The following is a 21062-nucleotide window of genomic DNA, read 5'->3' on the forward strand; positions in this document are numbered from 1 at the left end:
GGCTGGGTTGTCGTGTTTCTCGTGCGGTCGCGCGTTTATTTTAAAGACCGGCGCAGAGTTGGGCCGCTGTTGGGTAAATCATTCACAACCACCCCACACTGCCATGAAACACACCCTCCTTCTCGCCCTTCTCGTCTCCACCCTCATGTCCTCCCTGGCTCCAGGCCAGCCAGCACCGTCAGACTCAAGCGCCAAGCCCAAAGCAGCCGCCGAGGTCCATCTGATGGGAACACTCGAGCAGCGGGTCGCCATCGGTGGAGAAACGACCGGTTGGGCGCTGCGTCATGGTGACAAGCAGCGCGTCGAGCTGCTCCTGCCCGTCGAAGCCTTTGCGTGGATCAGGGACGGCCTCGTTGTCTCTGTGAGCGGTGTTCATGGCACAAAACATTATCCAGAGCGCGGCAACGTCGCGGTGTTCACGGTGAAGAAAATCAGCGAGGTGGTGCGTTGAGGCCGCTCGTGGTATGCTTCTATAGGTTTCCTCCCGGCGAAGCCCAGTTGTGAACTCCCAACCCAGAAGCACGCGATGTCTGATAAAAAATGGCAGGTCAAGTGCCCGCATTGCCGACACTCCACGCAGTTCAACGCGGATGAACTCAGCGCGAGGCATCTGCTCGGCTCCATGTCCGCGCTGAAGGATCCGGTGAACGCACGAAAGGTGCTGGAGGATTACTCCCTCGCCTGCCCGCGTTGTGATGCTCTGATCCCCTTTGAGCCGCGCAGCGAATATCGCCGGCGCAAGGCGCTCGCCGTCAGCCGGCGCATCGAGCGGCTGATGACGGAGATTGAGAGTGCCGCTGACACCGAGCGGGAGTTTTTTGCACTGGCCGGCCAGTGTGGCGCGATCGCGCTGCAAGTGTTGGAAACCGACATGCCGCTCGACATGCTGTTCGAGAGCGAGGACAAACTGCTCTCCGCCCTGGCGGATGAAATTCGCAAAACAGACGCCGAGCCGAAGCGGCATCGCGCATGGCGCTGGCTCCAGGAGACTTTTGCCATCGCCTGCTCCGACATCCGTGAGCGTGACGACCTGCCGGAGCCGCCGGTGGACGAGGTGGAGGAGAAACGTGCGGCATTTCTCAGCGCGCTCGGAGCGCTGGAGGGGGAGAAGCGTCAGCAAGACGGCGTGGCGCGGTCGCCAGCTTCTGGCCCGGCTCACCCTTCGAATTCGCAAGGCGGCATGCGCTTTCGTTTTGAACAGGCCCACGAAAACAACGTGGAGGCGGTGGCCATCTCGAACGATGGGCGGATCGGACTTTCGGTCGGCTGGAATTCGTTCGTGCGGGTGTGGGATCTGGAGACTGGACGCGAAATGCGCCAATTGCAGGCCGAGGGCCGGTTTCTGGCCTCGGTCATCTTCCTTGGTGATGAATCACACGTTGCCGCTGCGGGAAGTGGCGGCGTGATTTGGATCTGGGAACTGGCGAGCGGCCGTGTGCTGCATCGCCTCAGCAAGCATTCCTTCACCGTCTTCGGTCTCGCGGCGTCCGCTGATGGCCGTCTGCTGCTCAGCGGCAGCGGCGACGGCACGGCGCGCTTGTGGGACACCAGCAAAGGCACGCATGTGCGCAAGTTCGGCGGCTGGTTTGGCAAAACCCTGGATGGTGGCGTGCAGGCGGTCGCCTTGTCCCCCGACGGCGCATGGGCGCTCACCGGCGGTGGAGAGTGCGCGGACACCGTCAAGGTATGGGATGCAAGCAACGGCCAACTGGCTCAGAAAACCCGCTTCCCGGAACGTGCGATCAAGGCGATCTCGTTTTTGCCCGAAAGGTGGAAGGCCGTGGTGCAGTCAGGTTACAAGCTGCATGTGATGGATGTGACCGAGGGCCGTGAGATGGGCCTTCTCGCGCACACAAACGACAGTCTCGATGCATTTCACCTCGCCCAAGGCGGTCAATGGGCGAGCGCCGCCGCTGGCGCGGAGGTTTGCGTGATCGAGGTCAATGCTGGGCCGGAGAACTGCGTCCGGCGGAGGCTGAAAGGCCACGAACAAGCAAAGGATGTTTACGCAAGCGCCATCACGCCGGATGGCAGGCGTGTGATCAGCGGCGGGAATGATCTCGCGGTGATTGTTTGGGACACGGGACTCTGACTCGTCCTGGATCATCGATGGAGCACAAGCAGCGAAACCCATCCAAGACATCCGATCAGCACGCCTGACAAAACCACCAGGCAGCCAGACTTGGGGGACGATGGGAGGGCCTGCATGACACCTCCCGCCTCCGCCGACGAAGAGCCATACCAAAAGGCCTTCTGTTTGCCGGTCATGTCCTCGTCCCATTTCAGGCTGGGCCGCGCATCGAGCAATCGCTGAAACTCGGACGGCACCGTGGTTTCAGGAGACATGTGACGGATCAGATGAATGAGATTACCGAAGCAAAGAATGCCATCATCCCAGCTTTGAAAAAGCCGGACGGCAACCACGCGGCTCCGGATCTCCTCCAGCAAATTCGCGGCTTCGCGCAGATTGCCGGACTTCGCGTGAGCGGCTGCCGCATCCAGCTTTTCAGCCACCCATGCTTCGTCGGGTGAATCCACATGACCACGGCTGGCGCAGTCGCAAAACCTCTGACGGTCATCTTCCCAATCGTAGGCCATGGGTGGTCAAAGTTTGAGCGCTCAATGACGAAGGAGCGACTGCCGCTGGATGATGCTCCGTCACTGACGCGTGCCATTCAATAACCGGAGCGGGGCTGTTCGTCAATCCACCGCCCTTCCTGCCTCCATTGCCGCAGGCCGAAACCGAAGTGAAAACTTTTTTCAAGCGTCACGCAGAGTTGGGGCCGGGACCGGTAATCCACATGCAGAGAGGCAATTCCGCCAATCAAACAAACACAAACACATCCGCATCCCATGAAAACGAAACTCTGCCAATCCATCCTGTTCCTCGCCGCCGTCTCGGCCATCTCCAGCGCCCAGGCCGGCGAAAAATCGGTCATCGACCGCGTCGTGGAAAAACTCCAGGAGCGTCACACACCCGTGCGCACTCCCACCGCCGTGGCCGCTGTGCGTGGCTGAACCATCCAACCAACCCGGCACAAACAAACCCTCATCCTTCCCATCCCATGAAAACGTCCATCCTCCATCTCTGCCTCGTCGTTGCCGCGCTCGCCTTCCACCCCTCCGCTCATGCGAACACGATGATCCATCCGCTGCCCATCTGCCCACCGTTCTGCCCTGAACTGCCCAAGCCCTATCATCCGCTGCCCCCACCGCCGCCACCATTCAATCCTTGGAGTCAGCTCGCTGTCACCGGCACGGACGACGGCTGCGTGAAGCTGCCGGGCAAACCCACACGCCCGTTTCCAATCAGCACCACGCCACGCCCCGTGTGAGATTCATCCATCAGCAAACCAAACACACCCAACATCATGAAAACTCAACTCCATCTCGCGTTCCTCCTGCTCGTCACCGCCAGCGGCCCTCTCACGGCAGCTGATACCAACGACAAGCTCGATCAGGCGAAGAAAGTCGTCGAACGCATCATTGAGGCGCAGCCACCCCGGGTGACCGAGAGCACGCGCACGCCGGAGCAGGCCATCAAAGAATACAAGGAGTCAGGCGCTGCTCCTGGTTCCCGCAGTCTGAAGATCAACCCGGTTCCGCCGCCCTGATGGCGAACTCTCCGACGAAACAACGGCAAGCCCTCCTTCGTGCGGGCTTGCCGTTGCTGCATTGTCCAGTAGCGTGCGCGGCATGAGCAACGAGGGCGAGATGTTTCCACAGACGCGCTGGTCACAGCTCGCGCGCCTAAAGGCCGGTGATGACACCGAAAAGCGCGAAGTTTTGGGCACGCTCTACCAACTGTATCGCAAACCGGTGCTGGCCTACCTCGCACGCCGTGGCTTCGGACACGAAAAGGCCGAGGATCTGGTGCAGGACTTTTTTTGCACTCCATGCAGCATCAGTTGTTTGAAAAAGCAGACACGAAACGCGGCCGCTTTCGCGGTTTGATGCTTTCCGCACTGCAACACTACGCCGCCAACGCCCACCGGCATGATCAGGCACAGCAGCGACGGCCCGCGGGAGGATTCGTCGCGGCTGACGAGGTGATGGCGGAGGGTGGCAACACTGCCATCCTCGGCGTGGACCGTCACACACCTGAGGATGCCTTCACACAATCCTGGGCCCGCATGCTTCTCGCACGCGTGGTGGACACTCTGGACCGCGAATGCCGTGCCACGGGCAAGCAGACGCATTTCGAAATCTTCAAACGCTTCATGCTGATGCCCATTCTCGACGGCGTTCCAGCGCCTTCACAGCGCGACATGGCGGCGGAGTGCGGACTCACCGAAAAAGAAGTCGCCAACCGCCTCGTCACCGCGCGCCGTGCCTATCAGAGGCTGTTGCGCGAGGAAATCGCCCAATATGCGGCGGACAGCGCCGAGGTGGATGCGGAGATTCGCGATCTGTTTGCGACCCTCAGCCGACCCGTTTGAAACATTCCATGCCGACGTCGCATCCCAACTCGCGCAACCTGCGTGATCTGCTCTCCGCCTTGAAGCGGGGCTTGATCGACGCGCGTGAGGCACGTTCGGCGTTCTCCTCAGACGGATCGATGATTCAACGTCTGGAACAGGGTGGCCCGCTTGAGCCAGGCGGACTTGCCGAGCTGCTCGGGCTCGACAGTGAGCAGCAAAACGAGGCCGAGCTTCTGCAGCGCATCCAGCGGAAGTGCCAGTTCCTGGAAGAAGTGCCCTTTCAGCCGGGAGAGCGAATTGGCGGCACCTATGAAGTGCTCAAGATTCTGCATGGCGGCTTCGGCCTGGTGTATCTCTGCCGCAGCCTCGGGCCGGAGCACTATCGTCGAGGCGATTCGCTGGCCGCCTTGAAGTGCCCGCTTCCCCGGCATTTGAACGATCCTGATCTTTGCGATCAGTTTGTGTTGGAGGCGGTGAACTCCGTGGCGCTTGGCCCTCATCCGAACCTCGTCCTCGCCTACGGTGTGGAAACTCACAATCGCATTCCATTTCTCGTGATGGAGCACATCAGCGGAGGACGGACACTGGCGGAGGAGATCGTCTCTGGTCGCACCGACTGGCGCACCACACTGCGTCACGGGCTCGACATGGCGCGCGGGCTGGCGCATGCGGCCGCGGAGGCACGGCTCATTCATGGAGACTTGAAGCCCGCCAATGTTTTGATCACCAGCAACGGCACGGCGAAGGTCAGTGACTTTGGCCTTTCGCTCACCGGTGGCGATTCCGGTCCTGACGGAGTCATCGCCGGCACTGATGGATTCATGGCGCCTGAAATGATGGCCCGCCGCTCAGGCCGCAGCACCGCCGCCGATCTGTATGCCTTTGGCGTCACCCTGCTTTGCTCCATCATCGGCCGGCATCCCGATGCGCCACGTCCGGCCGATCTTTGCACCTCCGCGCACATGCCGGAGCCGCTCGCGGCGATTCTGCGCCAATGCCTCGCCGTCGATCCTTCGTCGCGCCCTGCGGGATTTCAGGAGATCGCCATGCGGTTGGAGAAATTGTTTCCCGCATTGCTCGAAACGACTGCGCCTCGCGCAACGGCCCCCGATTCACCGTTGCAGGCGGATGCTTGGGTCAATGCCGCCCAGACTTGGCTCAATCTCGGCCAGCCTCGCAAAGCGGCGGCCGAGGTGGATCGTGCGCTGAAGCTTAATCCCGCGAACTGGAAGGCTCATCAGATCCAAAGCTGCATTCAATTGGAACGACGGGAGTTCGAAGCCGCCCTGCGCAGCGCCATGAAGGCCCACAAGCTTGCCGACGACGAGACCGGGCCGGTCACCAACCTTGCGCAGGCCGCCATGGGCTTGGGGCATCGTGACGAGGCTCTGTCGTGGATCGATCACGCGCTGCGGCTCGCCCGCCAATCAAGGCGCATGGGCGATCTCGACGGCAGCTCGCATCTGATCGTCGATCTCCTTCCAGCCGAGCAGGCCTGCCGCGTGATCGACGCCATCCTGGCTGATCAACCCGGCGCGGCCATCACTTGGAACAATCGCGCCATCCTCATGCGCCGCATGAAATGTCCCGAGGAAGCACTCGCCAGCGCCGACCGGGCGATCGCTCTCAACGCCGCTTACGCCAAGGCCTGGGTGAATCGAGCGAACGCGCTCGTCGAATTGCACAGATTTGCAGAGGCACAGGCCTCCGCATCGCAGGCGCTCGATTTTGATCCCTGTCTCTCCGGTGCCTACTGCGCCAAGACGACCGCGCTGGCCCAGATGAACCGTCTTCCCGAAGCGCGGGATGTCATCCGCTCCGGTTTGTCTCTCCTCCCTGACGATCCCCTGCTTCAGAAGGCGGCGAGAGTGTTTGGATCATAGACGGCACACGTCTTTGTCGAATGAACCACGTCCATGAATCGTTCCCAAGCCATGCCGCGCCTTCTCTGCCTCGTTTCGTCATTCATCATCGCAAGCTCGTCATTTTCGGCGCCGCCGAACGTCCTGCTCATCATCACCGACGATCAAGGCTACGGCGATTTCTCCATCCACGGCAATCCGCACCTCCAAACGCCGCACATCGACAAACTGGGCAACACAGGCGTGCGCTTTGATCGGTTCTATGTGAATTCCTTCTGCGCCCCCACACGCGCAGCGGTGCTTACAGGTCGCTGGCCGCTGCGCACCGGCGTCCACGGAGTCACGCACAACAAAGAAGCCATGAAACCCTCCGAAGTCACGCTGGCGGAGGCGTTTGGGGCGAACGGCTATCGCACCGCCTGCATCGGCAAGTGGCACAACGGCGAGCAGTTCCCCTTCACGCCGGGCGGGCAGGGCTTTGAACATGTCTTTGGTTTCAACAACGGTCATTGGAACAATTACTTCGACGCCACGCTGCTGCGCGGCACGCAGCCTGAATCGACGAAAGGTTACATCAGCGACGTGCTGACCGACGAGGCGATGCAATTCATCACCGCGAGGCAAAAGGAGCCGTTTTTCTGCTACCTGGCCTACAACGCGCCGCACTCGCCCTATCAGGTGCCGGACAAGTACTTCGACCAATTCAAAGCCAAGGGCTTCGAAGACAACGTGGCCGCCTTTTACGGCATGTGCGAAAACATCGACGACAACGTGGGCCGCCTGCTGGCTCATCTCGACACGCTGAAGCTGACCGAGAACACCATCGTGCTCTTCCTCACCGACAACGGCGGCACGGCGGGCGTGAAGACCTACAACGCCGGCATGCGCGGCGGCAAAACCAGCCTGCACGAAGGCGGCACACGTGTGCCTCTCTTCATCCGCTGGCCTGCGGCGAAATGGACGCCGCATGTCGTGAAGGAGATCACGGCTCACATCGACTTGTTTCCAACCATCATGGACCTCTGCGATGTGGAAGTCTCCGATGCGAAGCTGGATGGTGTGAGCTTGAAGCCGCTGCTACAAAACAGCGGAGATTGGCCGGAGCGCACGCTCTTCACGCATAATCCCATCGACGAGACGAACAAGTATCCCGGAGCGGTGCGCACGCAGCATCATCGCCTCGTCCGTGAGATCAAAGGCGCTGGCGGCGGTTCCAAAGCGAAGGCCAACGACGCCAGCGCCACGGCCTGGCAGCTTTACGATATGGAAGCCGATCCCGGCGAGGAAAAAGACATCGCAAAGGAGCAGCCTGAACTGGTCCAAGAACTCGCAGCGAAGTATGACACCTGGTTCGCCGACATCTCCCGCGATGGCTTGAAGCGTTTCCCCATTCCCGTCGGCCACGCGGAGCACAACCCCGTCGAACTGCACGCGCCGCAGGCCTATGCGGACAAGCAGCTGACCTTCGCCAACGGTCCCGGCTTTGCCAATGACTGGCTCACCAACTGGACCGACGCGAAAGCGAAGGTGTGTTTTGAAATCGATGTCGTCACCGCTGGCGAATACGACGTCGAACTCGCCCACGGAGCCACCGCGAACACCCTGCTGCGCCTCAGCACCGACACGCAAACTCTCGAATCACCGATCCCCGCCGCCGAAGCCCCCGAGATTCCTCTTCCCCACCGTGATGCGGATGGAAAGGCACGCTACCGCGACCGTCAATGGGCCAACGCGAAGCTCGGAGCCCTCAACCTGAAGCCCGGCCCCGCGAAGCTCACACTCGAAGTCCTTTCATCTCCCGGCATTGACCTGAAGCATCTCAAACTCACCCGCCGTTAATCACACGCTCATGAAACTGCTCGCCACACTGCTTTCTACATTCGTCATTGCCTCACTTCGTTCGCTCCTGCGGAGCAGCATCGGCTTCGCCTTGATGTTGGCTGTCTCGCTTTGCTCGGCTCTACATTCGTCATTCGCCGCCGAGCGCCCCAACATCCTCTTCGCCATCGCCGACGACTGGGGTCCGCATGCGAGCGCGTACGGCACGCCGTGGGTGAAGACGCCAAACTTCGACCGCGTCGCCAAAGAAGGGCTGCTTTTCAATCACGCCTACACGCCGAATGCGAAGTGCGCACCCTCACGCGCCTGCATTCTCACGGGCCGCAACTCCTGGCAGCTTAAGGAAGCCGCGAACCACATCTGCTACTTCCCGCCGGAGTTCAAAGGCTGGGGCGAAGCGCTGGCGGAGAAAGGTTGGAATGTCGGCCACACAACGAAAGGCTGGGGTCCGGGCGTGGCCAAAGACGCGAGCGGCAAGCCACGCGAGATGACCGGCAAAGCCTACAACAAACGCAAGGCGGCGCCGCCAACGCCGGAGATCGGCAACAGCGATTACGCGGCCAATTTCAATGACTTCCTCCAAGCCGCGCCCGCCGACAAGCCCTGGGCCTTCTGGTATGGTGCCATTGAGCCGCATCGCGGTTACGAATTCGGCAGTGGTGTCAAAAAGGGCGGCAAGAAACTCACGGACATCGACCATGTGCCCGCCTACTGGCCGGACAATGATGTGATCCGTAATGACATGCTGGATTACGCCTTCGAGATCGAGCATTTCGACGCGCATCTCGGCCGCATGCTCGCTGAGCTTGAAAAGCGCGGCCTGCTGGAGAACACGCTCGTCATCGTCACCGCCGACCACGGCATGCCCTTCCCGCGCAGCAAAGGAAACGCGAACGTGCAGGCTAATCACGTGCCGCTCGCCGCGATGTGGAAGAAAGGAATCGCCGCTCCAGGCCGCGTGATCGACGACTTCGTGAGCTTCGTCGATCTCGCGCCGACATTCGTCGAAGTAGCTGGTTTAAAATGGAGCGACACCGGCATGGCCGAGTCACCGGGTCGCAGTCTGAGCGATCTTTTTGCCAACAAGCCCGTCCACACGCGGGATCATGTGCTTCTCGGCAAGGAGCGCACGGATGTGGGCCGCCCGAACGATTGGGGTTATCCCATTCGCGCCATCGTGACAAAGGACAGCGTCTTTATCGAGAACTTCGAGCCCACTCGTTGGCCCGGAGGCAATCCGGAGACTGGCTACATGGATTGTGATGCTGGCGCGACGAAGAGCTTTCTCATCGACGCCCATCGCAAGAACCCCGCCGATCCGTTCTGGCAGCTTTGCTTTGGTTTGCGGCCACCGACGGAGTTCTACGACCTCAAAACCGATCCCGACTTCGTGAAAAATCTCCCCACGGATCCACGCGCCGCAAGCATGCGCGATCAGCTCCACGCCGAGCTCAAATCACAAGGCGATCCACGCATGGAGGGCAAAGGCGACCTCTTCGACAAGTACGAACACGCCTCAAAGAACAACGTCGGCTTCTACGAGAAGTTCATGCGCGGCGAGCCCATGAAAGCCGGCTGGATCAATCAAACCGACATCGAACCGATCAAACCGCTGCCATGAAACTCTTGCTCATCTTTCTCGCTTCCTGCGCCGTACTGCCTTCGTCATTCTCCGCGCCTGTGATGCTCTACGTTTCTGAAAGCGGCGAGAAGCGCATCGCCATTTATCAGGTGGATGAGCGCACGGGCGAACTCACACGCACGGGTGCCGCTGATCTTCCAGGCGCGCCGGGCAGCCTCTCGATCAGCCCGGATCGCAAGCATCTGTATGCGTCGGTTCGGTCGGCGAAGCAGTTTGCCACGCTTGATGTCGATACGAAAACCGGTGCGCTGTCGAATCCGACCTTCGCGGATGCAGGGTTCAATGCGGCTTATGTTTTCGCCGACAAAACCGGCCGCTGGCTGCTCGCGGCGTCCTACAGCGAGGGCGTGGTTGGATTGTCAGCGATCAAAGACGGTCGCGTGAACGGCCTGCCCGTGGTCACACTCGAAACCGGCAAGAAAGCGCACTGCATCCAAGTCGATCCGGCGAACAAATTCGCCTTCGTGCCGCATGTAGGCGAGCTGAACAAAGTCGAGCAGCTCCGCTTTGATGCCGAAGCGGGCACTCTCACGCGCAACGAACCGCCTCATCTACCCGGTGGCGTGGGCGAGGGTCCGCGACACATGCAATTTCACCCGAACGGTAGGTGGGCCTACTTCGTGAATGAGCAGGGCAGAAGCGTGACGCTGTGTGATTACGACGCAGAGAAAGGCACGCTGAAAGCCCGCCAGAGCGTGCCCACCGTGCCCGAGGACTGGCGTGACAAAGGCTCCTGCGCGGACATCCACCTCAGCGCCGATGGCCGCTTCGTCTATGCCTCGAATCGAGGCCACGACAGTCTCGCCGTGTTCTCTGTGAATCCACAAACGGGCGCGCTGACCGCGCTGGGCCAGACGCCGACGGAGAAAACACCACGCTCGTTCTGCCTCGTGCCCGGCGATCATTTTGTCGTGTCTGCCGGCGAGGGCTCGCACAAGCTCATCGTCTTCCGCCGCAATGCCGAAACGGGTGCGCTCACAGCGCTGAAGACTTATGATTGCGGCAAAGGCCCCGCGTGGGTGATGAGCGTGAAGTTTTAGCAAAACGAGCCGGCTAATTCCGCGTCGGTGCCTCGACGATCTCATCCATCTTGGCGATCATCGCTTTTAAACGCTCTGGCTGCTCAAGGCTCACATCTTTCCGTTCGGCGGGATCATTGGAAAGATGGTAAAGACGATTCAGCGGGGCCTGGCTTTCGTCGCGGGTCTTCATCGTGACCACGGCTTGCGATTTGCCCTTGGTTTTCATGCGCACGAGCTTCCACTCGCCCATGCGGAGGCCGAGATTGGTGCCGTTGTTGTCCTGCTGAAGCAGCGAATCGCGGCCTTTCGCGCCTTTTTCGCCGAGGAGAGCTGGCAGGATGTTCTGGCTGTCGAGGCAGGCGTTTTCAGCGAGAGGTGTTTCGGTCAGTGCGGCAAAGCTCGCGGCAAGATCGACGGTGCAGACGACCTCATCGGAAACGCCCGGCTGAATGCGAGAAGGCCATGTCACAATGAACGGCGTGCGCGTGCCACCTTCGTAGATGCTGTATTTGCCGCCGCTGAACGGCCCGGCAGGCGTGTGGGTGCCGAGTTTTTCCACCGCGCCATCGACGTAGCCGTCGTCGAGCACAGGGCCGTTGTCGGAGCACAGCACGATGAGGGTGTTTTCGGCCAGTTTGAGGCGTTCGAGCGTCTTCACGATCTCGCCGACGCTCCAGTCGAACTCGACGATGGCATCTCCGCGATAGCCGAGCGTGGTTTTGCCCTGAAAACGCTCGTGCGGCATGCGCGGCACATGGATGTCGTGGCTGGCAAAATAGAGGAAGAAGGGCTCTTTCGCATGCGCCTCGATCCAGCGGTTTGTTTCGTTGATCCAAGCATCGCCGAGGTCTTCATCGCGGAAGCGTGCGGCGGTGCCGCCCGTGTAGAAACCGATGCGCCCGATGCCGTTGTGGATCGTCTGATTGTGACCATGCGTCCAGTTCATGCGCAGCGTGTCGCGGTGTGTGATGCCGGTGGGATGATTCTCATCCGGTGCCTTGTCACCCACCCACAGCGGGTCTTTCGGGTCGAGATTGCGCACGCGGTGATCGTCCACATAGACCTGAGGCACGCGGTCGTTCGTGGTTGGAAGTAGCAAGCAGTGATCAAAACCGATTTCGAGCGGCCCGGGCTTCAATTCGCCATTCCAATCCGGTTTGGGATCGCCGAGACCGAGATGCCATTTGCCGATCACCGCAGTGGCGTAGCCGGCCTTTTTCAAAATCGACGCCATCGTCTCCGTGCCCGGCTTGATCAGTGCCGGACCATTCGGCGGAGCCACGCCGGTGCCTTTTTGACGAAACGCAAAGGTGCCCGTGAGCAGCGAAAACCGCGTCGGCGTGCAGGTAGAAGCCGAACAGTAGCCGCTGGTGAAGCGCAGACCTTTCGCGGCCAGTTGGTCGATGTTCGGCGTCTTCACCGCCTTCGCGCCGTAGCAGCCCACATCGCCGTAGCCAAGGTCATCGGCCATGATGACGATGATGTTGGGCTTTTCAGCGGAGAGCAGAGGACTGAGAGCGAAGAGGAAGACAGCGAGGAATCGAGACATGGCGTGCAAACGAGCCGTGGATGGGGCGCATTGCGAGGAAGTTTACATCCCAATCGGCGTTCACGGCACAATCATGCGCCTTCTCGCCGTCCTCCTTTCGTCATTCGCCATTCTGCATTTGCCTCGCTTCGTTCACCCTTTGGGCAGCATCGGCTTCGCCTTGATGCTGGCTGTCTCGGCTTCGCCTCGGCTGTCATTTTCGGCGCAGCCGAACTTCCTCCTCGTCATGGCCGACGACATGGGCTTCTCCGACCTCGGCTGCTACGGCAGCGAGATCGAAACGCCCAACCTCGACAAACTCGCCGCTGGCGGCCTGCGCTTCTCCCAGTTCTACAACACCGCCAAGTGCCACAGCAGCCGCGTCAGCCTCCTCAGCGGCCGCTGGAGCCGCCAGGCTGGCGACGAGAGCCTCCAACGTGCCGTCATCCTTCTTTGTCTCCGACAACGGCGCCTGTCCCTTCCATCGCGGCGGTGCCACGCCCAACACCGAGCCTTATGATCCCAAAACGCACTGGGGCGACAGCACCGCCTGGGCCTGGGCGCGAAACTCGCCCTTCCGCTTTTATAAACAGAACCAGTTCGAAGGCGGCATCTCCACGCCTGCCATCCTGCACTGGCCCGCCGGTTTGAAGCAGAAGCCCGGCACCGTCATCGAAACGCCCGCGCATCTCGTCGATGTGCTGCCCACCTTGGCCGAACTCGCCGGTGCGACGCTGCCCCAGAGCTTTCCTGAACGCGAACTCACGCCGCTCGCCGGCACCTCGCTCGCGCCGATCATCGCGGGAGGCGAGTTGAAGGCGCGTCCCCCGATTCATCTGCTCTTTTCGAGTGATCGCGGCCTGCGCGATGGCGATTGGAAGCTCGTCAGCTTTCAAAGCGAGCCCTGGGAGCTCTACAACCTCCGCACCGACCGCACCGACCGCACCGAACTGCACAACGTCGCCGCACAGCATCCCGACGTCGTCCAGCGGATGATCAAACAATGGCACGACATGGCCGAGCACGTGCTCATGACCCCGCCCAAGGAACGCGCCCCCGTTTCCACCACTCCCGGCGATCATCGCCACCGCGAATGGACCGACTACGACAAACCGCTCACCGCTGGCAAAGTCCGCCAAGGCAAGTCAACCGCCACCACGCTCCCTCGCGCCCGCAAAGGCACCAAGCTCACCGTCGAAGGCGATCAACTCATCCTCCAATGCACCGGCGACGACCCCGGCCTCGCCTTCAGCGATTTGAATCTCACTGCGCCCGGCCCCTACGTCCTCGAATTCAAACTCCAAAGCGACGCCACCGGCCCCGCCGAACTCTACTGGACCAAAGACCCCCAAACCATCCTCCCCAAAGGCAAACACCAAGACTTCACTGTGAAACACGACGGCGAATGGCATGAGCACACCCTCCGCATCGACGAAACAAAGACGCTGCATGCCCTGCGCCTCGATCCATGCGGCGGCTAAGGCGAGGTTAGGATCGAAGGCCTCGTTCTAAAAACCCCAGACGGCAAAGTGCTGGCGAAGTGGCCGTGAAATGGCGAAGCAAAGTAGCCATCTCGCTCCGTCGAGATGAGCACAAGGTTTTCGCCAGAACGATGAATGTTCAAAGCGAGTCAACGCCAGCGCTGATCACGCTTCAGGCTCATCTCGCGGAGCGAGATGGCTACCTTGCTGGCGCAATCTTGGCTGCTCCCAATCTTTTCATCAGACGACAGCTCAACGAAACCTCTGTGAGAGACGAGGTGCCTCGGATCGTTCACCAAACATGCTGCGCCTACTCCTGACATTCCTACTGCTGCCTGTTTTCACATCTCTGTTTGCCCAACCCGCCAAAAAGAAGGCCAATCAGGCCAACTCCCCCGACATGTGGGTCACGTCGCCGGTTCCGGAGCTGCCGGCGGGTGTCACGCATCACACTTTTCGCAGTGAGTCGATGAAGCGCGAGGTGGGTTACTGCCTCTATCTGCCGCCGGGTTATGAAAAGGACACGCAGCGGCGCTACCCGGTGATTGATCTGCACGGCACGGGCGGGAATGGCTCTCACCCCGACTCGAACATCCGCTCGAACGGCACGAGGTAATCGAAGTAGTCTTCGTCGGCGATGCCGGGGTCGAGTTCGCCTTGATAGACGAGGACGGTGCGACAGGGCGTGCCTTTGGGGAGCTTGAGCTTGCGGATTTTTTCCTGCAAGTCGGTGATGCAGGAATGGTCGATGCGGCCGCGGAGCTTGATCTCGACGACGTAGAGCGACTTCTTCGTGCGCAGCAGCAGGTCGATCTGGCAGGCCTCCTTGCGCAGGGTTTTGCCCTGGAAATAGGGCGCGGCGTTGAGGATGGGCGTGTTGCCCAGCTCGATGAGGCGCAGGAGCGCATCCCGGTTGCTGAGGACGAGGTTTTCAAACTGCAGGCCCATGAGCGTGTCCCACTGCGGCAGTGTCTCGAGCGCACGTTGGCGGAACAGGCCTTTGGCGATGCGCTTCCGCTCGGGATCGACGTAGCGGAGGTAAAAGCGTGTGTAGTTGTCGCTCAGGCGATACTTGGCGCTGCGCTGCTCAGTGCCGGTGCTGGGATCAAACGGCAGGTCGCTGGTGATGAAGCCGGCGCTTTCCAGTTCCGCGAGCGCCTCCGTGACGATGCCGCCGCGGCCCACATCGCGGTCACGGCTGAGTTCAGTGAGTGTTTTCGACGGGCCGCCCAGGGCGCGGCAGATTTCGCGGTAACGATCGGCACGGCGGCTGAAGACGCTGCTGAACAGGTCATCGAACTCCCGAAAGAGCAGCCCGCCCGGATCGAAGCACAGGCGGTGGATGTTTTGCTCCGCCGTCTGCGCGGGATCGATCTCCTCCAGGTAGCGCGGCACGCCGCCGGTGACGGCGAGGGTCTTGATCTTCTCCAGCACAGGGATGCGCGAGGCCTTGCCACGCCAGAAGGGGATGCACTCCGGCAGCGGCATGGGCGGCAGGGTGAAGACCCACGAGCACCGGCCCACAAAACCGGCGCTGTTGAGCAAATTTGCCTCGATCCACGATGACATGGAGCCGCAGAGCACGACGACGAGGTCTTTGCGGCGGCTGAAGAGGTTGTCCCAGGCGATTTTGAGATGCCCGGCGAAGTCAGGATCGCCGATGGCCATCCAGGAGATCTCGTCGAGAAGCAGCACGGTCTTGCCCTTCTGCGGCAGCACGGTGGCGAGCGTCTGAAAGGCCTGAGGCCAGCTTTCGAGCGTCATCTTTGGCAGAGAGGTCTGCGCGGCGAGCTGCTCGGCAAAGCATGCGAGTTGCTCCGCTTTGCCAATGCCCTCGCGCGGCCCCAGGCCCTCGAACTTCAGATAATGATCGCCATAGGTCTGCCCGCAGTGTCTGACGAAGGCGCTTTTGCCGATGCGTCGGCGTCCCTGCACCACGACGAGCGAGGGTTTAGTCTGACGCAGCAGCCGGGCGAACTGGTCCGCGTGGAAACGGCGGCCGTGGAAGGGAAAGTCGTCTGGCATGGCGAGGCGGAATGTCGATTTGGTGCTGTGTTTTGGTTGGCAATAGAAAGCACGAAATCGACATGCGGTCAATTTTGTGCTGTTATAAGTCATTACATCAGGAGCACGAAATCGACGCCATGTTGATTCGGTGCTGCTGTGTTGATGACATTGAGAGACGTTGCCCGCCGCGTCGTTTCCAGCCATCCATGTCTCGCTGCCCTACGACCCTCCTGCTTCTTGCCTTTTTCTGCTGCACCGTTTTCGCCCAACCAGCCAAAAAGAAGGCCAATCAGGCCAACTCCCCTGACATGTGGGTCACGTCACCGGTGCCGGAGCTGCCGACGAATGTCACGCATCACACCTTCCGCAGTGCCTCAATGCAGCGTGAGGTCGGTTTTTGCCTCTACCTGCCGCCGGGCTATGAAAAAGACACGCAGCGTCGCTATCCGGTGATTTATCATCTGCACGGCGCGGGTGGGAACGAGACACGGAGCGTTTATTCGGCCAGTGTGCTGCATGAAGGCATCGTCGCGGGCAAACTGCCGGAGATCGTGATGGTCTTCCCGAATGGCGGACGCTCGACGATGTATCAGGACAGCGGCGACGGGCGCTTCATGGCGGAGACGATGATGATCAAGGAACTCATCCCGCACATCGACGCCACCTATCGCACCATCGCGGATCGCAAGGCGCGCTGCATCGAGGGCTTCAGCATGGGCGGACGCGGCTCCACCAACCTCGCCATGAAGCATCCGCAGCTCTTTGGCTCGCTCTTCAACCAAAGCGGCAACGTCTATCACGTCTCCGACGCTGCAAACCTGCCAAACGCCTACCTGGGCGACGATCCGCAGCGCCTGCGTGACAACGACGCCTTCCTGAACCTCACGAAGAACCTCGACTTCATCAAAGCCAACCTGCGCATCCAGGTCGCCTGCGGCACCGCCGATCCCGAGCATCTCAAAACCGTCCGTGAATACCACGAGGCACTCACCAAGGCGGGCATGCCTCACAGCTACTTCGAAGTCGAAGGACTCGATCACAACCAGAAGAAGATGATCGACGGCCGCAAAGCCACCTGGTTCGATTTCCACGTCGAATCGCTGAAGCTCAACAGCGTGCCGCTGCACTTTCGCTGAGGAAAACACACGGCGGAGCCGGTGAAGGCAAGGTGAAGACCAAAGGCCACACGCTCAAAGCCGCCGACGGGAAGGTGCTGGCGAAGTGGCCGTGAATATTGCGCTGCTTGATCGCAAGCGGTGATCTGACTCTTTACTTCCCCGCATCGAGAAACTCGATCGCCTTCTTGAGCCACTCGGCTTTCGGAGGCGAGTGGCCCTGACCGGGGATGTTCATGAGCTCGACGGCTCTGAATCCTTCTTTCTTGAAGCCGTTCTCAAACACGGCCTGAGTGTTCCCGAGGTTGAAGTCTTTCTCACCGGTGATGAGGACGTAGCGGCACTCGGACTTCGCGATTTTCACGAAGTCGTCGTGCGGGAGGTAGCCGAGGCGGAAGGTCTGTTTGCCGTCGGCGGAGGAGATGTCGGTGTAGAAGTTCACGCCCATGCAGCAAATCGTGGAGGGAAAAATGTCGGCGTAACAAACACCGAGCATGCTGGCGACGCGGGCACCGCCGGAGAAGCCGGAGACGATGACGCGGGCGGGATCGATGTTGGCGAGCTTTCGCACGTTGAAATTCGCGTCGATGGCCAGGCGCATGCGGTCGAAGACGCTGCGCGGATTGCCGGATTTGTGCGCACCGATGAAGATGAGCTTCTTTTCGGCGAAGACGGCCTCCCATTCCGCCGGGATGACGGGTTTGTCGCTAGCGCTGATCCAAATGAACAGGCCGTGCGGCTCGCTGGCGCGGTAGTTTTTCGGCAGGAGGATGTCGAAGGTCTCTTTTTTCACATCGTAGGCCGGCGGTGTCTCGGCAGCGCTGAGGCGCAGCTTGAGTTCGAGCGCATCGGAGTGCGGCGGCGATTCCTGGAAGGTGATCGTACTGCGGACGCCGGGTTTAAGATCGGCGGCATGGCCGAAGGCGGCGCAGAGGCAGAAAAGCAGGACGAATCGAAGCATGGGACGAGCCAAACGACGCACGCGACCTCTGTCATGCTGAGAATGCTGCAATCCGGCGGGTCTGGGCGGCGTTCACGGGCGCATGACCCGCTGTTTCCTTTTTCTCCTGCTGCTTTCGTCCTTTGTCCGCGCCGCTTCAGACAAGCCCAATGTGATTTTCATCATGGCCGATGATCTGGGCTACACGGATCTGGCCTGCTTTGGCTCCAAGTATTACGAGACACCGAACATCGACAAACTGGCGTCACAAGGGATGAAGCTGACGAGTCATCACCACTGCCAGAACTGCCAGCCGACGCGTGCGGCGCTGATGTCCGGCCAGTATGCGGCGCGGACGGGGGTTTACACGGTGGGCGGCATCGACCGCTTTGACTGGAGCACGCGTCCGCTGCGGCCGGTGGACAATGTGGTCCAACTGCCGCTGGAGAAGAAGACTGTGGCGCAGGCGATGAAGACGGCGGGTTATGCCACGGGCATGTTTGGCAAATGGCACCTGGGCGAGAGCGGCGATCACCATCCCGCCAAGCGCGGCTTCGACGAGGCGATTTCATCGTCGGGCCAGCACTTCGACTTCAAAACCAATCCCAAGACCGAGTATCCGCAGGGGCAGTATCTGGCGGACTTTCTGACGGACAAGGCGGTGGATTTCATCCAGCGGCATAAGGACGCGCCGTTCTTCCTCTACCTGCCGCACTTCGGCGTGCATTCGCCGTATCAGGCGAAGCCGGAGCTGATCGCGAAGTTCAAGGACAAGGCACCCGTGGGCGGCCACCACGACCCGAAGTACGCGGCGATGATCGCGAGCGTGGATGAAAGCGTGGGCCGCGTAATGGCGGCGCTGGATGAACTGAAGCTGGCGGAGAACACGGTGCTCATCTTCACCAGCGACAACGGCGGCGTGGGCGGTTACACGCGCGAGGGCATCAAAAAAAGCGGCGACACCACGGACAACGCCCCGCTGCGCAGCGGCAAGGGCAGCCTGTATGAAGGCGGCACCCGCGTGCCCTTCATCGTGCGCTGGCCGGGCGTGACGCAGGCAGGATCGAGCTGCGATGTGCCGACGATCCATGTGGATGTGTTCCCGACCCTCGCGGAGATCGGCAGAGCGTCCGCACCCGAAGGCCAGCCGCTCGATGGTGAGAGTCTGGCCCCGCTGTTTCGCGATCCCACCGCCCGTTTGAAGCGGGAGGCGATTTATCAGCACTTTCCGGGTTATCTCGGCGCCGGGGCGGACACCTGGCGCACAACACCGGTTGGCCTGATCCAGAGCGGCGAGTGGAAGCTGATGGAGTTCTTCGAGGACGGCCGTCTGGAGCTGTACAACCTCAAGGATGACATCGGCGAGTCGAAAAACCTCTCCACCGAGATGCCGGACAAGGCGAAGGAACTGCACGCGAAGATGATCGCGTGGCGTGAGTCCGTTAAAGCGCCGATGCCGGTGAAAAACACGCCTCAAACCGGTGCCGAACCCAAGAAGAAGGGCAAAGGCAAAAAGAAGAAGCAGGCGGAGTGAGATCCGAGCACCGGGTTCAATACCCGAGCCTTAACTTTCGAAGCTTTTGGGCAAGCCGCGTAGAATCTGAAGAGAGCTGGCTTCTCGAAAAACTGTGTGCGAATCTGGTTTGCTCACAGTTCGATGTGGCTTAATTTTCGGCAAAATAATGAACCGCTTCGTTTTTGGCGTTTGCACCCTCCTAGCGGGATGCGCTTCGCTTCCGGAAGACTCCGCGCAGGTGTCCCCACGTCTTGCCGACCGCGGTCCGATTGCCGCCCAAATTCAAGTCGTGGAGGATTCGACAGATTCAGCCTTTTATGAAATCCGGGTGGATGACGGTCGCTATTGGAGGATTCCCACTTGTGTCTATCTCCCAAGCAAGCCTGGTACTGACGGAATACCCATGCGTGAGAGCTGCGAAGTATATCAGGTCTATTCCAAATCCAATCAGATCATCGGATTTCAGGAAAGTTGCGGCGGAGAATGGATTTCACGGCGATTGCTGTTTATTAGAGGTGGTGTTGCCCGTCTTTTCGATGTCGTTACAGCCAACCGAACACGCGCTGGATTGCGCGATGGCGAGCCGAGCTTCTGGTATGCATGGGCTCTTGATTCTATTTCGAAGGAAGGAGTGGTAATAGAGGGTGTATTCTTCCCGTGGAATGATCTTCGATGTAAGTTGGTCAACACATACATTACCGAACAAGCCAGTGTCGGTAGCGGCGGACAACGCCTCTAGTTTGCTTCGGTCTGGACGCCCGATGTCCGCCGCGTCACACGTTCAAAGTTCTGGGCAGGAAGTCCACGTCGGCAAGAGTCGTTCAGACAGCAGGCTTTCGCGCGATGTAAACGAACGCGGGCGGCAGATTGCGCCAGACGACGCGGCTGGTCTCGACGCCGTGGGTCAGCTCATGCAGCAGGCTGCGGAAACGAAGGCCGCTGGGCAGCTTGTGAAAGCCGAAGTAAGCGAAGGTGGCAAAGCAGCCGCCGGGCGCGAGATGCGGCAGCACGTTGTTCAAAATGGCCTCCTGCAAGGCGCGTGGGAAGGCCGTCCAGGGCAGGCCGCTGATGATGGTGTCGAATTTTTCGCCAGGCGGCAGAACCTGGCTGAAATCAAACTCCTGCGCCCCGGCACACTCGAAGCGCATCTTGGGAAAACGCGGGGTGAGCTGCTGGACGAAGGTCTGGTTCAGTTCAATGCCGAGGTAATCGGCTCCGTGCGGCATCGAGTCTGAGATGGCGTCGGTGAAGGCTCCGGTGCCAGGGCCGAGCTCCAGCACACGCTTCGCCTGCCAGACACCGGCGGCCTCCATCATGCGCTCCGCCAGAGCCGGGCTGGAAGGCGCGATGGCGCCGACGGTCTGCCAGTTGCGGCAGAATTCTTTGAGGAAGGTGGCGGCGGACATTCGGGGGCGGATGCTAGCCACTGAATGCGAGAGTGCGAGGGCTTTCAGCGGCGAGAGGAAAGTCGCTGACAACCTGAGGGCATCTTCCCCTTGGTATCGTGGGTGAACAGCCAGATGAACAGCCCATGAAGAAAGGAGTAAGAAGTTAGAGGTCAGCAGTCAGAGGTGGTTCATCCGGCTGCTTTGTGCGGTCTCTGCCGGGCGAAATGCTATGCGCCCCCTCACCTAACCTCTCCCCGCAGCATGCTTCAGATCATGGGGGTATCCACAGCGGGGATAGGGA

22 protein-coding genes are annotated in these 21062 nt (G+C 60.6%); 17 read left to right on the top strand and 5 right to left on the bottom strand.

What is annotated here, in order from left to right:
- Nucleotides 1-103 precede the first annotated feature (103 nt).
- Entirely contained in the window at nt 104-451 is a 348-nt protein-coding gene (locus ACILSI_RS18535) for a hypothetical protein (protein WP_395723395.1), read from the top strand.
- A 75-nt stretch (nt 452-526) separates the two neighbouring features.
- Complete coding sequence (locus ACILSI_RS18540; RefSeq protein ID WP_395723396.1) at nt 527-2092, top strand: WD40 repeat domain-containing protein; 1566 nt, start codon at nt 527-529, stop codon at nt 2090-2092.
- A gap of 11 nt (nt 2093-2103) precedes the next feature.
- Here the strand turns inward: ACILSI_RS18540 and ACILSI_RS18545 are convergent, their stop codons facing one another.
- Nucleotides 2104-2598, bottom strand: coding sequence for a hypothetical protein (locus tag ACILSI_RS18545; RefSeq protein WP_395723397.1), 495 nt, complete (start codon nt 2596-2598; stop codon nt 2104-2106).
- Between the two features lie 255 nt (nt 2599-2853).
- On the opposite strand from ACILSI_RS18545, the gene ACILSI_RS18550 reads away from it, so the two are divergent.
- The 9 genes from ACILSI_RS18550 to ACILSI_RS18590 all read left to right on the top strand — a co-directional run bounded on the left by ACILSI_RS18550 (nt 2854) and on the right by ACILSI_RS18590 (nt 10804).
- Nucleotides 2854-3018 (top strand): hypothetical protein, encoded by a 165-nt coding sequence (locus ACILSI_RS18550; RefSeq protein WP_395723398.1) that lies wholly within the window; start codon nt 2854-2856, stop codon nt 3016-3018.
- A gap of 47 nt (nt 3019-3065) precedes the next feature.
- On the top strand, nt 3066-3335 hold the full coding sequence (locus ACILSI_RS18555; RefSeq protein ID WP_395723399.1) for a hypothetical protein: 270 nt from the start codon (nt 3066-3068) through the stop codon (nt 3333-3335).
- Between the two features lie 36 nt (nt 3336-3371).
- Nucleotides 3372-3614, top strand: coding sequence for a hypothetical protein (locus tag ACILSI_RS18560; RefSeq protein ID WP_395723400.1), 243 nt, complete (start codon nt 3372-3374; stop codon nt 3612-3614).
- An 82-nt stretch (nt 3615-3696) separates the two neighbouring features.
- Complete coding sequence (locus tag ACILSI_RS18565) at nt 3697-3954, top strand: hypothetical protein (RefSeq protein ID WP_395723401.1); 258 nt, start codon at nt 3697-3699, stop codon at nt 3952-3954.
- Nucleotides 3897-4439 carry a hypothetical protein gene (locus tag ACILSI_RS18570; protein ID WP_395723402.1) on the top strand — a complete coding sequence of 181 codons (543 nt, stop codon included), beginning with the start codon at nt 3897-3899 and terminating at the stop codon, nt 4437-4439. The genes ACILSI_RS18565 and ACILSI_RS18570 overlap by 58 nt, the downstream gene beginning before the upstream one ends.
- 8 nt (nt 4440-4447) lie before the next feature.
- Nucleotides 4448-6304 carry a protein kinase domain-containing protein gene (locus ACILSI_RS18575; RefSeq protein ID WP_395723403.1) on the top strand — a complete coding sequence of 619 codons (1857 nt, stop codon included), beginning with the start codon at nt 4448-4450 and terminating at the stop codon, nt 6302-6304.
- 33 nt (nt 6305-6337) lie between these two features.
- A complete protein-coding gene (locus ACILSI_RS18580) occupies nt 6338-8122 on the top strand; it encodes an arylsulfatase (protein ID WP_395723404.1) in 1785 nt (594 codons plus the stop codon).
- A 10-nt stretch (nt 8123-8132) separates the two neighbouring features.
- Nucleotides 8133-9743 (top strand): sulfatase, encoded by a 1611-nt coding sequence (locus ACILSI_RS18585; protein WP_395723405.1) that lies wholly within the window; start codon nt 8133-8135, stop codon nt 9741-9743.
- On the top strand, nt 9740-10804 hold the full coding sequence (locus ACILSI_RS18590; protein ID WP_395723406.1) for a lactonase family protein: 1065 nt from the start codon (nt 9740-9742) through the stop codon (nt 10802-10804). Before ACILSI_RS18585 ends, ACILSI_RS18590 begins: the two co-directional genes overlap by 4 nt.
- Nucleotides 10805-10817: 13 nt before the next feature.
- Here the strand turns inward: ACILSI_RS18590 and ACILSI_RS18595 are convergent, their stop codons facing one another.
- On the bottom strand, nt 10818-12335 hold the full coding sequence (locus ACILSI_RS18595) for an arylsulfatase (RefSeq protein WP_395723407.1): 1518 nt from the start codon (nt 12333-12335) through the stop codon (nt 10818-10820).
- A gap of 73 nt (nt 12336-12408) precedes the next feature.
- Here ACILSI_RS18595 and ACILSI_RS18600 point away from each other — a divergent pair, with 73 nt between their 5' ends.
- The 3 genes from ACILSI_RS18600 to ACILSI_RS18610 all read left to right on the top strand — a co-directional run bounded on the left by ACILSI_RS18600 (nt 12409) and on the right by ACILSI_RS18610 (nt 14411).
- Entirely contained in the window at nt 12409-12834 is a 426-nt protein-coding gene (locus ACILSI_RS18600) for a sulfatase-like hydrolase/transferase (protein ID WP_395723408.1), read from the top strand.
- A complete protein-coding gene (locus tag ACILSI_RS18605; protein WP_395723409.1) occupies nt 12752-13795 on the top strand; it encodes a sulfatase/phosphatase domain-containing protein in 1044 nt (347 codons plus the stop codon). The genes ACILSI_RS18600 and ACILSI_RS18605 overlap by 83 nt, the downstream gene beginning before the upstream one ends.
- A 301-nt stretch (nt 13796-14096) precedes the next feature.
- Nucleotides 14097-14411, top strand: a complete 315-nt coding sequence (locus ACILSI_RS18610) for a hypothetical protein (protein WP_395723410.1) — start codon at nt 14097-14099, stop codon at nt 14409-14411.
- Here the strand turns inward: ACILSI_RS18610 and ACILSI_RS18615 are convergent.
- The gene (locus ACILSI_RS18615) at nt 14372-15820 is read right to left on the bottom strand and encodes an ATP-binding protein (RefSeq protein WP_395723411.1); all 1449 of its coding nucleotides are present in this window, start codon (nt 15818-15820) and stop codon (nt 14372-14374) included. The genes ACILSI_RS18610 and ACILSI_RS18615 overlap by 40 nt on opposite strands.
- Nucleotides 15821-16008: 188 nt before the next feature.
- Here ACILSI_RS18615 and ACILSI_RS18620 point away from each other — a divergent pair, with 188 nt between their 5' ends.
- Entirely contained in the window at nt 16009-16938 is a 930-nt protein-coding gene (locus ACILSI_RS18620) for an alpha/beta hydrolase (RefSeq protein ID WP_395723412.1), read from the top strand.
- 133 nt (nt 16939-17071) lie between these two features.
- On the opposite strand, the gene ACILSI_RS18625 is transcribed toward ACILSI_RS18620, so the two are convergent.
- Complete coding sequence (locus tag ACILSI_RS18625; RefSeq protein WP_395723413.1) at nt 17072-17878, bottom strand: alpha/beta hydrolase family protein; 807 nt, start codon at nt 17876-17878, stop codon at nt 17072-17074.
- A gap of 82 nt (nt 17879-17960) precedes the next feature.
- Between ACILSI_RS18625 and ACILSI_RS18630 the strand changes: the two genes are divergently transcribed.
- Together ACILSI_RS18630 and ACILSI_RS18635 are read left to right on the top strand one after the other, a co-directional pair.
- Entirely contained in the window at nt 17961-19391 is a 1431-nt protein-coding gene (locus tag ACILSI_RS18630; RefSeq protein ID WP_395723414.1) for a sulfatase, read from the top strand.
- Nucleotides 19392-19539: 148 nt separating this feature from the next.
- On the top strand, nt 19540-20112 hold the full coding sequence (locus tag ACILSI_RS18635; RefSeq protein WP_395723415.1) for a hypothetical protein: 573 nt from the start codon (nt 19540-19542) through the stop codon (nt 20110-20112).
- 82 nt (nt 20113-20194) lie between these two features.
- Here the strand turns inward: ACILSI_RS18635 and ACILSI_RS18640 are convergent, their stop codons facing one another.
- Nucleotides 20195-20779 (bottom strand): class I SAM-dependent methyltransferase, encoded by a 585-nt coding sequence (locus ACILSI_RS18640; protein ID WP_395723416.1) that lies wholly within the window; start codon nt 20777-20779, stop codon nt 20195-20197.
- Nucleotides 20780-21062 lie beyond the last annotated feature (283 nt).

The sequence above is a fragment of the Prosthecobacter sp. genome, assembly GCF_044232965.1.
In the GTDB taxonomy this organism is placed as follows: domain Bacteria; phylum Verrucomicrobiota; class Verrucomicrobiia; order Verrucomicrobiales; family Verrucomicrobiaceae; genus Prosthecobacter.

Excerpts from the sequence above, each read along its gene's own strand:
- ACILSI_RS18555 (WP_395723399.1), top strand. The coding sequence starts at position 3,066 with ATGAAAACGTCCATCCTCCATCTCTGCCTCGTCGTTGCCGCGCTCGCC.
- ACILSI_RS18615 (WP_395723411.1), bottom strand. The coding sequence starts at position 15,820 with ATGCCAGACGACTTTCCCTTCCACGGCCGCCGTTTCCACGCGGACCAG.
- ACILSI_RS18595 (WP_395723407.1), bottom strand. The coding sequence starts at position 12,335 with ATGTCTCGATTCCTCGCTGTCTTCCTCTTCGCTCTCAGTCCTCTGCTC.
- ACILSI_RS18620 (WP_395723412.1), top strand. The coding sequence starts at position 16,009 with ATGTCTCGCTGCCCTACGACCCTCCTGCTTCTTGCCTTTTTCTGCTGC.
- ACILSI_RS18545 (WP_395723397.1), bottom strand. The coding sequence starts at position 2,598 with ATGGCCTACGATTGGGAAGATGACCGTCAGAGGTTTTGCGACTGCGCC.
- ACILSI_RS18535 (WP_395723395.1), top strand. The coding sequence starts at position 104 with ATGAAACACACCCTCCTTCTCGCCCTTCTCGTCTCCACCCTCATGTCC.
- ACILSI_RS18550 (WP_395723398.1), top strand. The coding sequence starts at position 2,854 with ATGAAAACGAAACTCTGCCAATCCATCCTGTTCCTCGCCGCCGTCTCG.
- ACILSI_RS18585 (WP_395723405.1), top strand. The coding sequence starts at position 8,133 with ATGAAACTGCTCGCCACACTGCTTTCTACATTCGTCATTGCCTCACTT.
- ACILSI_RS18625 (WP_395723413.1), bottom strand. The coding sequence starts at position 17,878 with ATGCTTCGATTCGTCCTGCTTTTCTGCCTCTGCGCCGCCTTCGGCCAT.
- ACILSI_RS18610 (WP_395723410.1), top strand. The coding sequence starts at position 14,097 with ATGCTGCGCCTACTCCTGACATTCCTACTGCTGCCTGTTTTCACATCT.
- ACILSI_RS18590 (WP_395723406.1), top strand. The coding sequence starts at position 9,740 with ATGAAACTCTTGCTCATCTTTCTCGCTTCCTGCGCCGTACTGCCTTCG.
- ACILSI_RS18565 (WP_395723401.1), top strand. The coding sequence starts at position 3,697 with ATGAGCAACGAGGGCGAGATGTTTCCACAGACGCGCTGGTCACAGCTC.
- ACILSI_RS18560 (WP_395723400.1), top strand. The coding sequence starts at position 3,372 with ATGAAAACTCAACTCCATCTCGCGTTCCTCCTGCTCGTCACCGCCAGC.
- ACILSI_RS18630 (WP_395723414.1), top strand. The coding sequence starts at position 17,961 with ATGACCCGCTGTTTCCTTTTTCTCCTGCTGCTTTCGTCCTTTGTCCGC.
- ACILSI_RS18575 (WP_395723403.1), top strand. The coding sequence starts at position 4,448 with ATGCCGACGTCGCATCCCAACTCGCGCAACCTGCGTGATCTGCTCTCC.
- ACILSI_RS18635 (WP_395723415.1), top strand. The coding sequence starts at position 19,540 with ATGAACCGCTTCGTTTTTGGCGTTTGCACCCTCCTAGCGGGATGCGCT.
- ACILSI_RS18540 (WP_395723396.1), top strand. The coding sequence starts at position 527 with ATGTCTGATAAAAAATGGCAGGTCAAGTGCCCGCATTGCCGACACTCC.
- ACILSI_RS18640 (WP_395723416.1), bottom strand. The coding sequence starts at position 20,779 with ATGTCCGCCGCCACCTTCCTCAAAGAATTCTGCCGCAACTGGCAGACC.
- ACILSI_RS18570 (WP_395723402.1), top strand. The coding sequence starts at position 3,897 with ATGCAGCATCAGTTGTTTGAAAAAGCAGACACGAAACGCGGCCGCTTT.
- ACILSI_RS18600 (WP_395723408.1), top strand. The coding sequence starts at position 12,409 with ATGCGCCTTCTCGCCGTCCTCCTTTCGTCATTCGCCATTCTGCATTTG.
- ACILSI_RS18580 (WP_395723404.1), top strand. The coding sequence starts at position 6,338 with ATGAATCGTTCCCAAGCCATGCCGCGCCTTCTCTGCCTCGTTTCGTCA.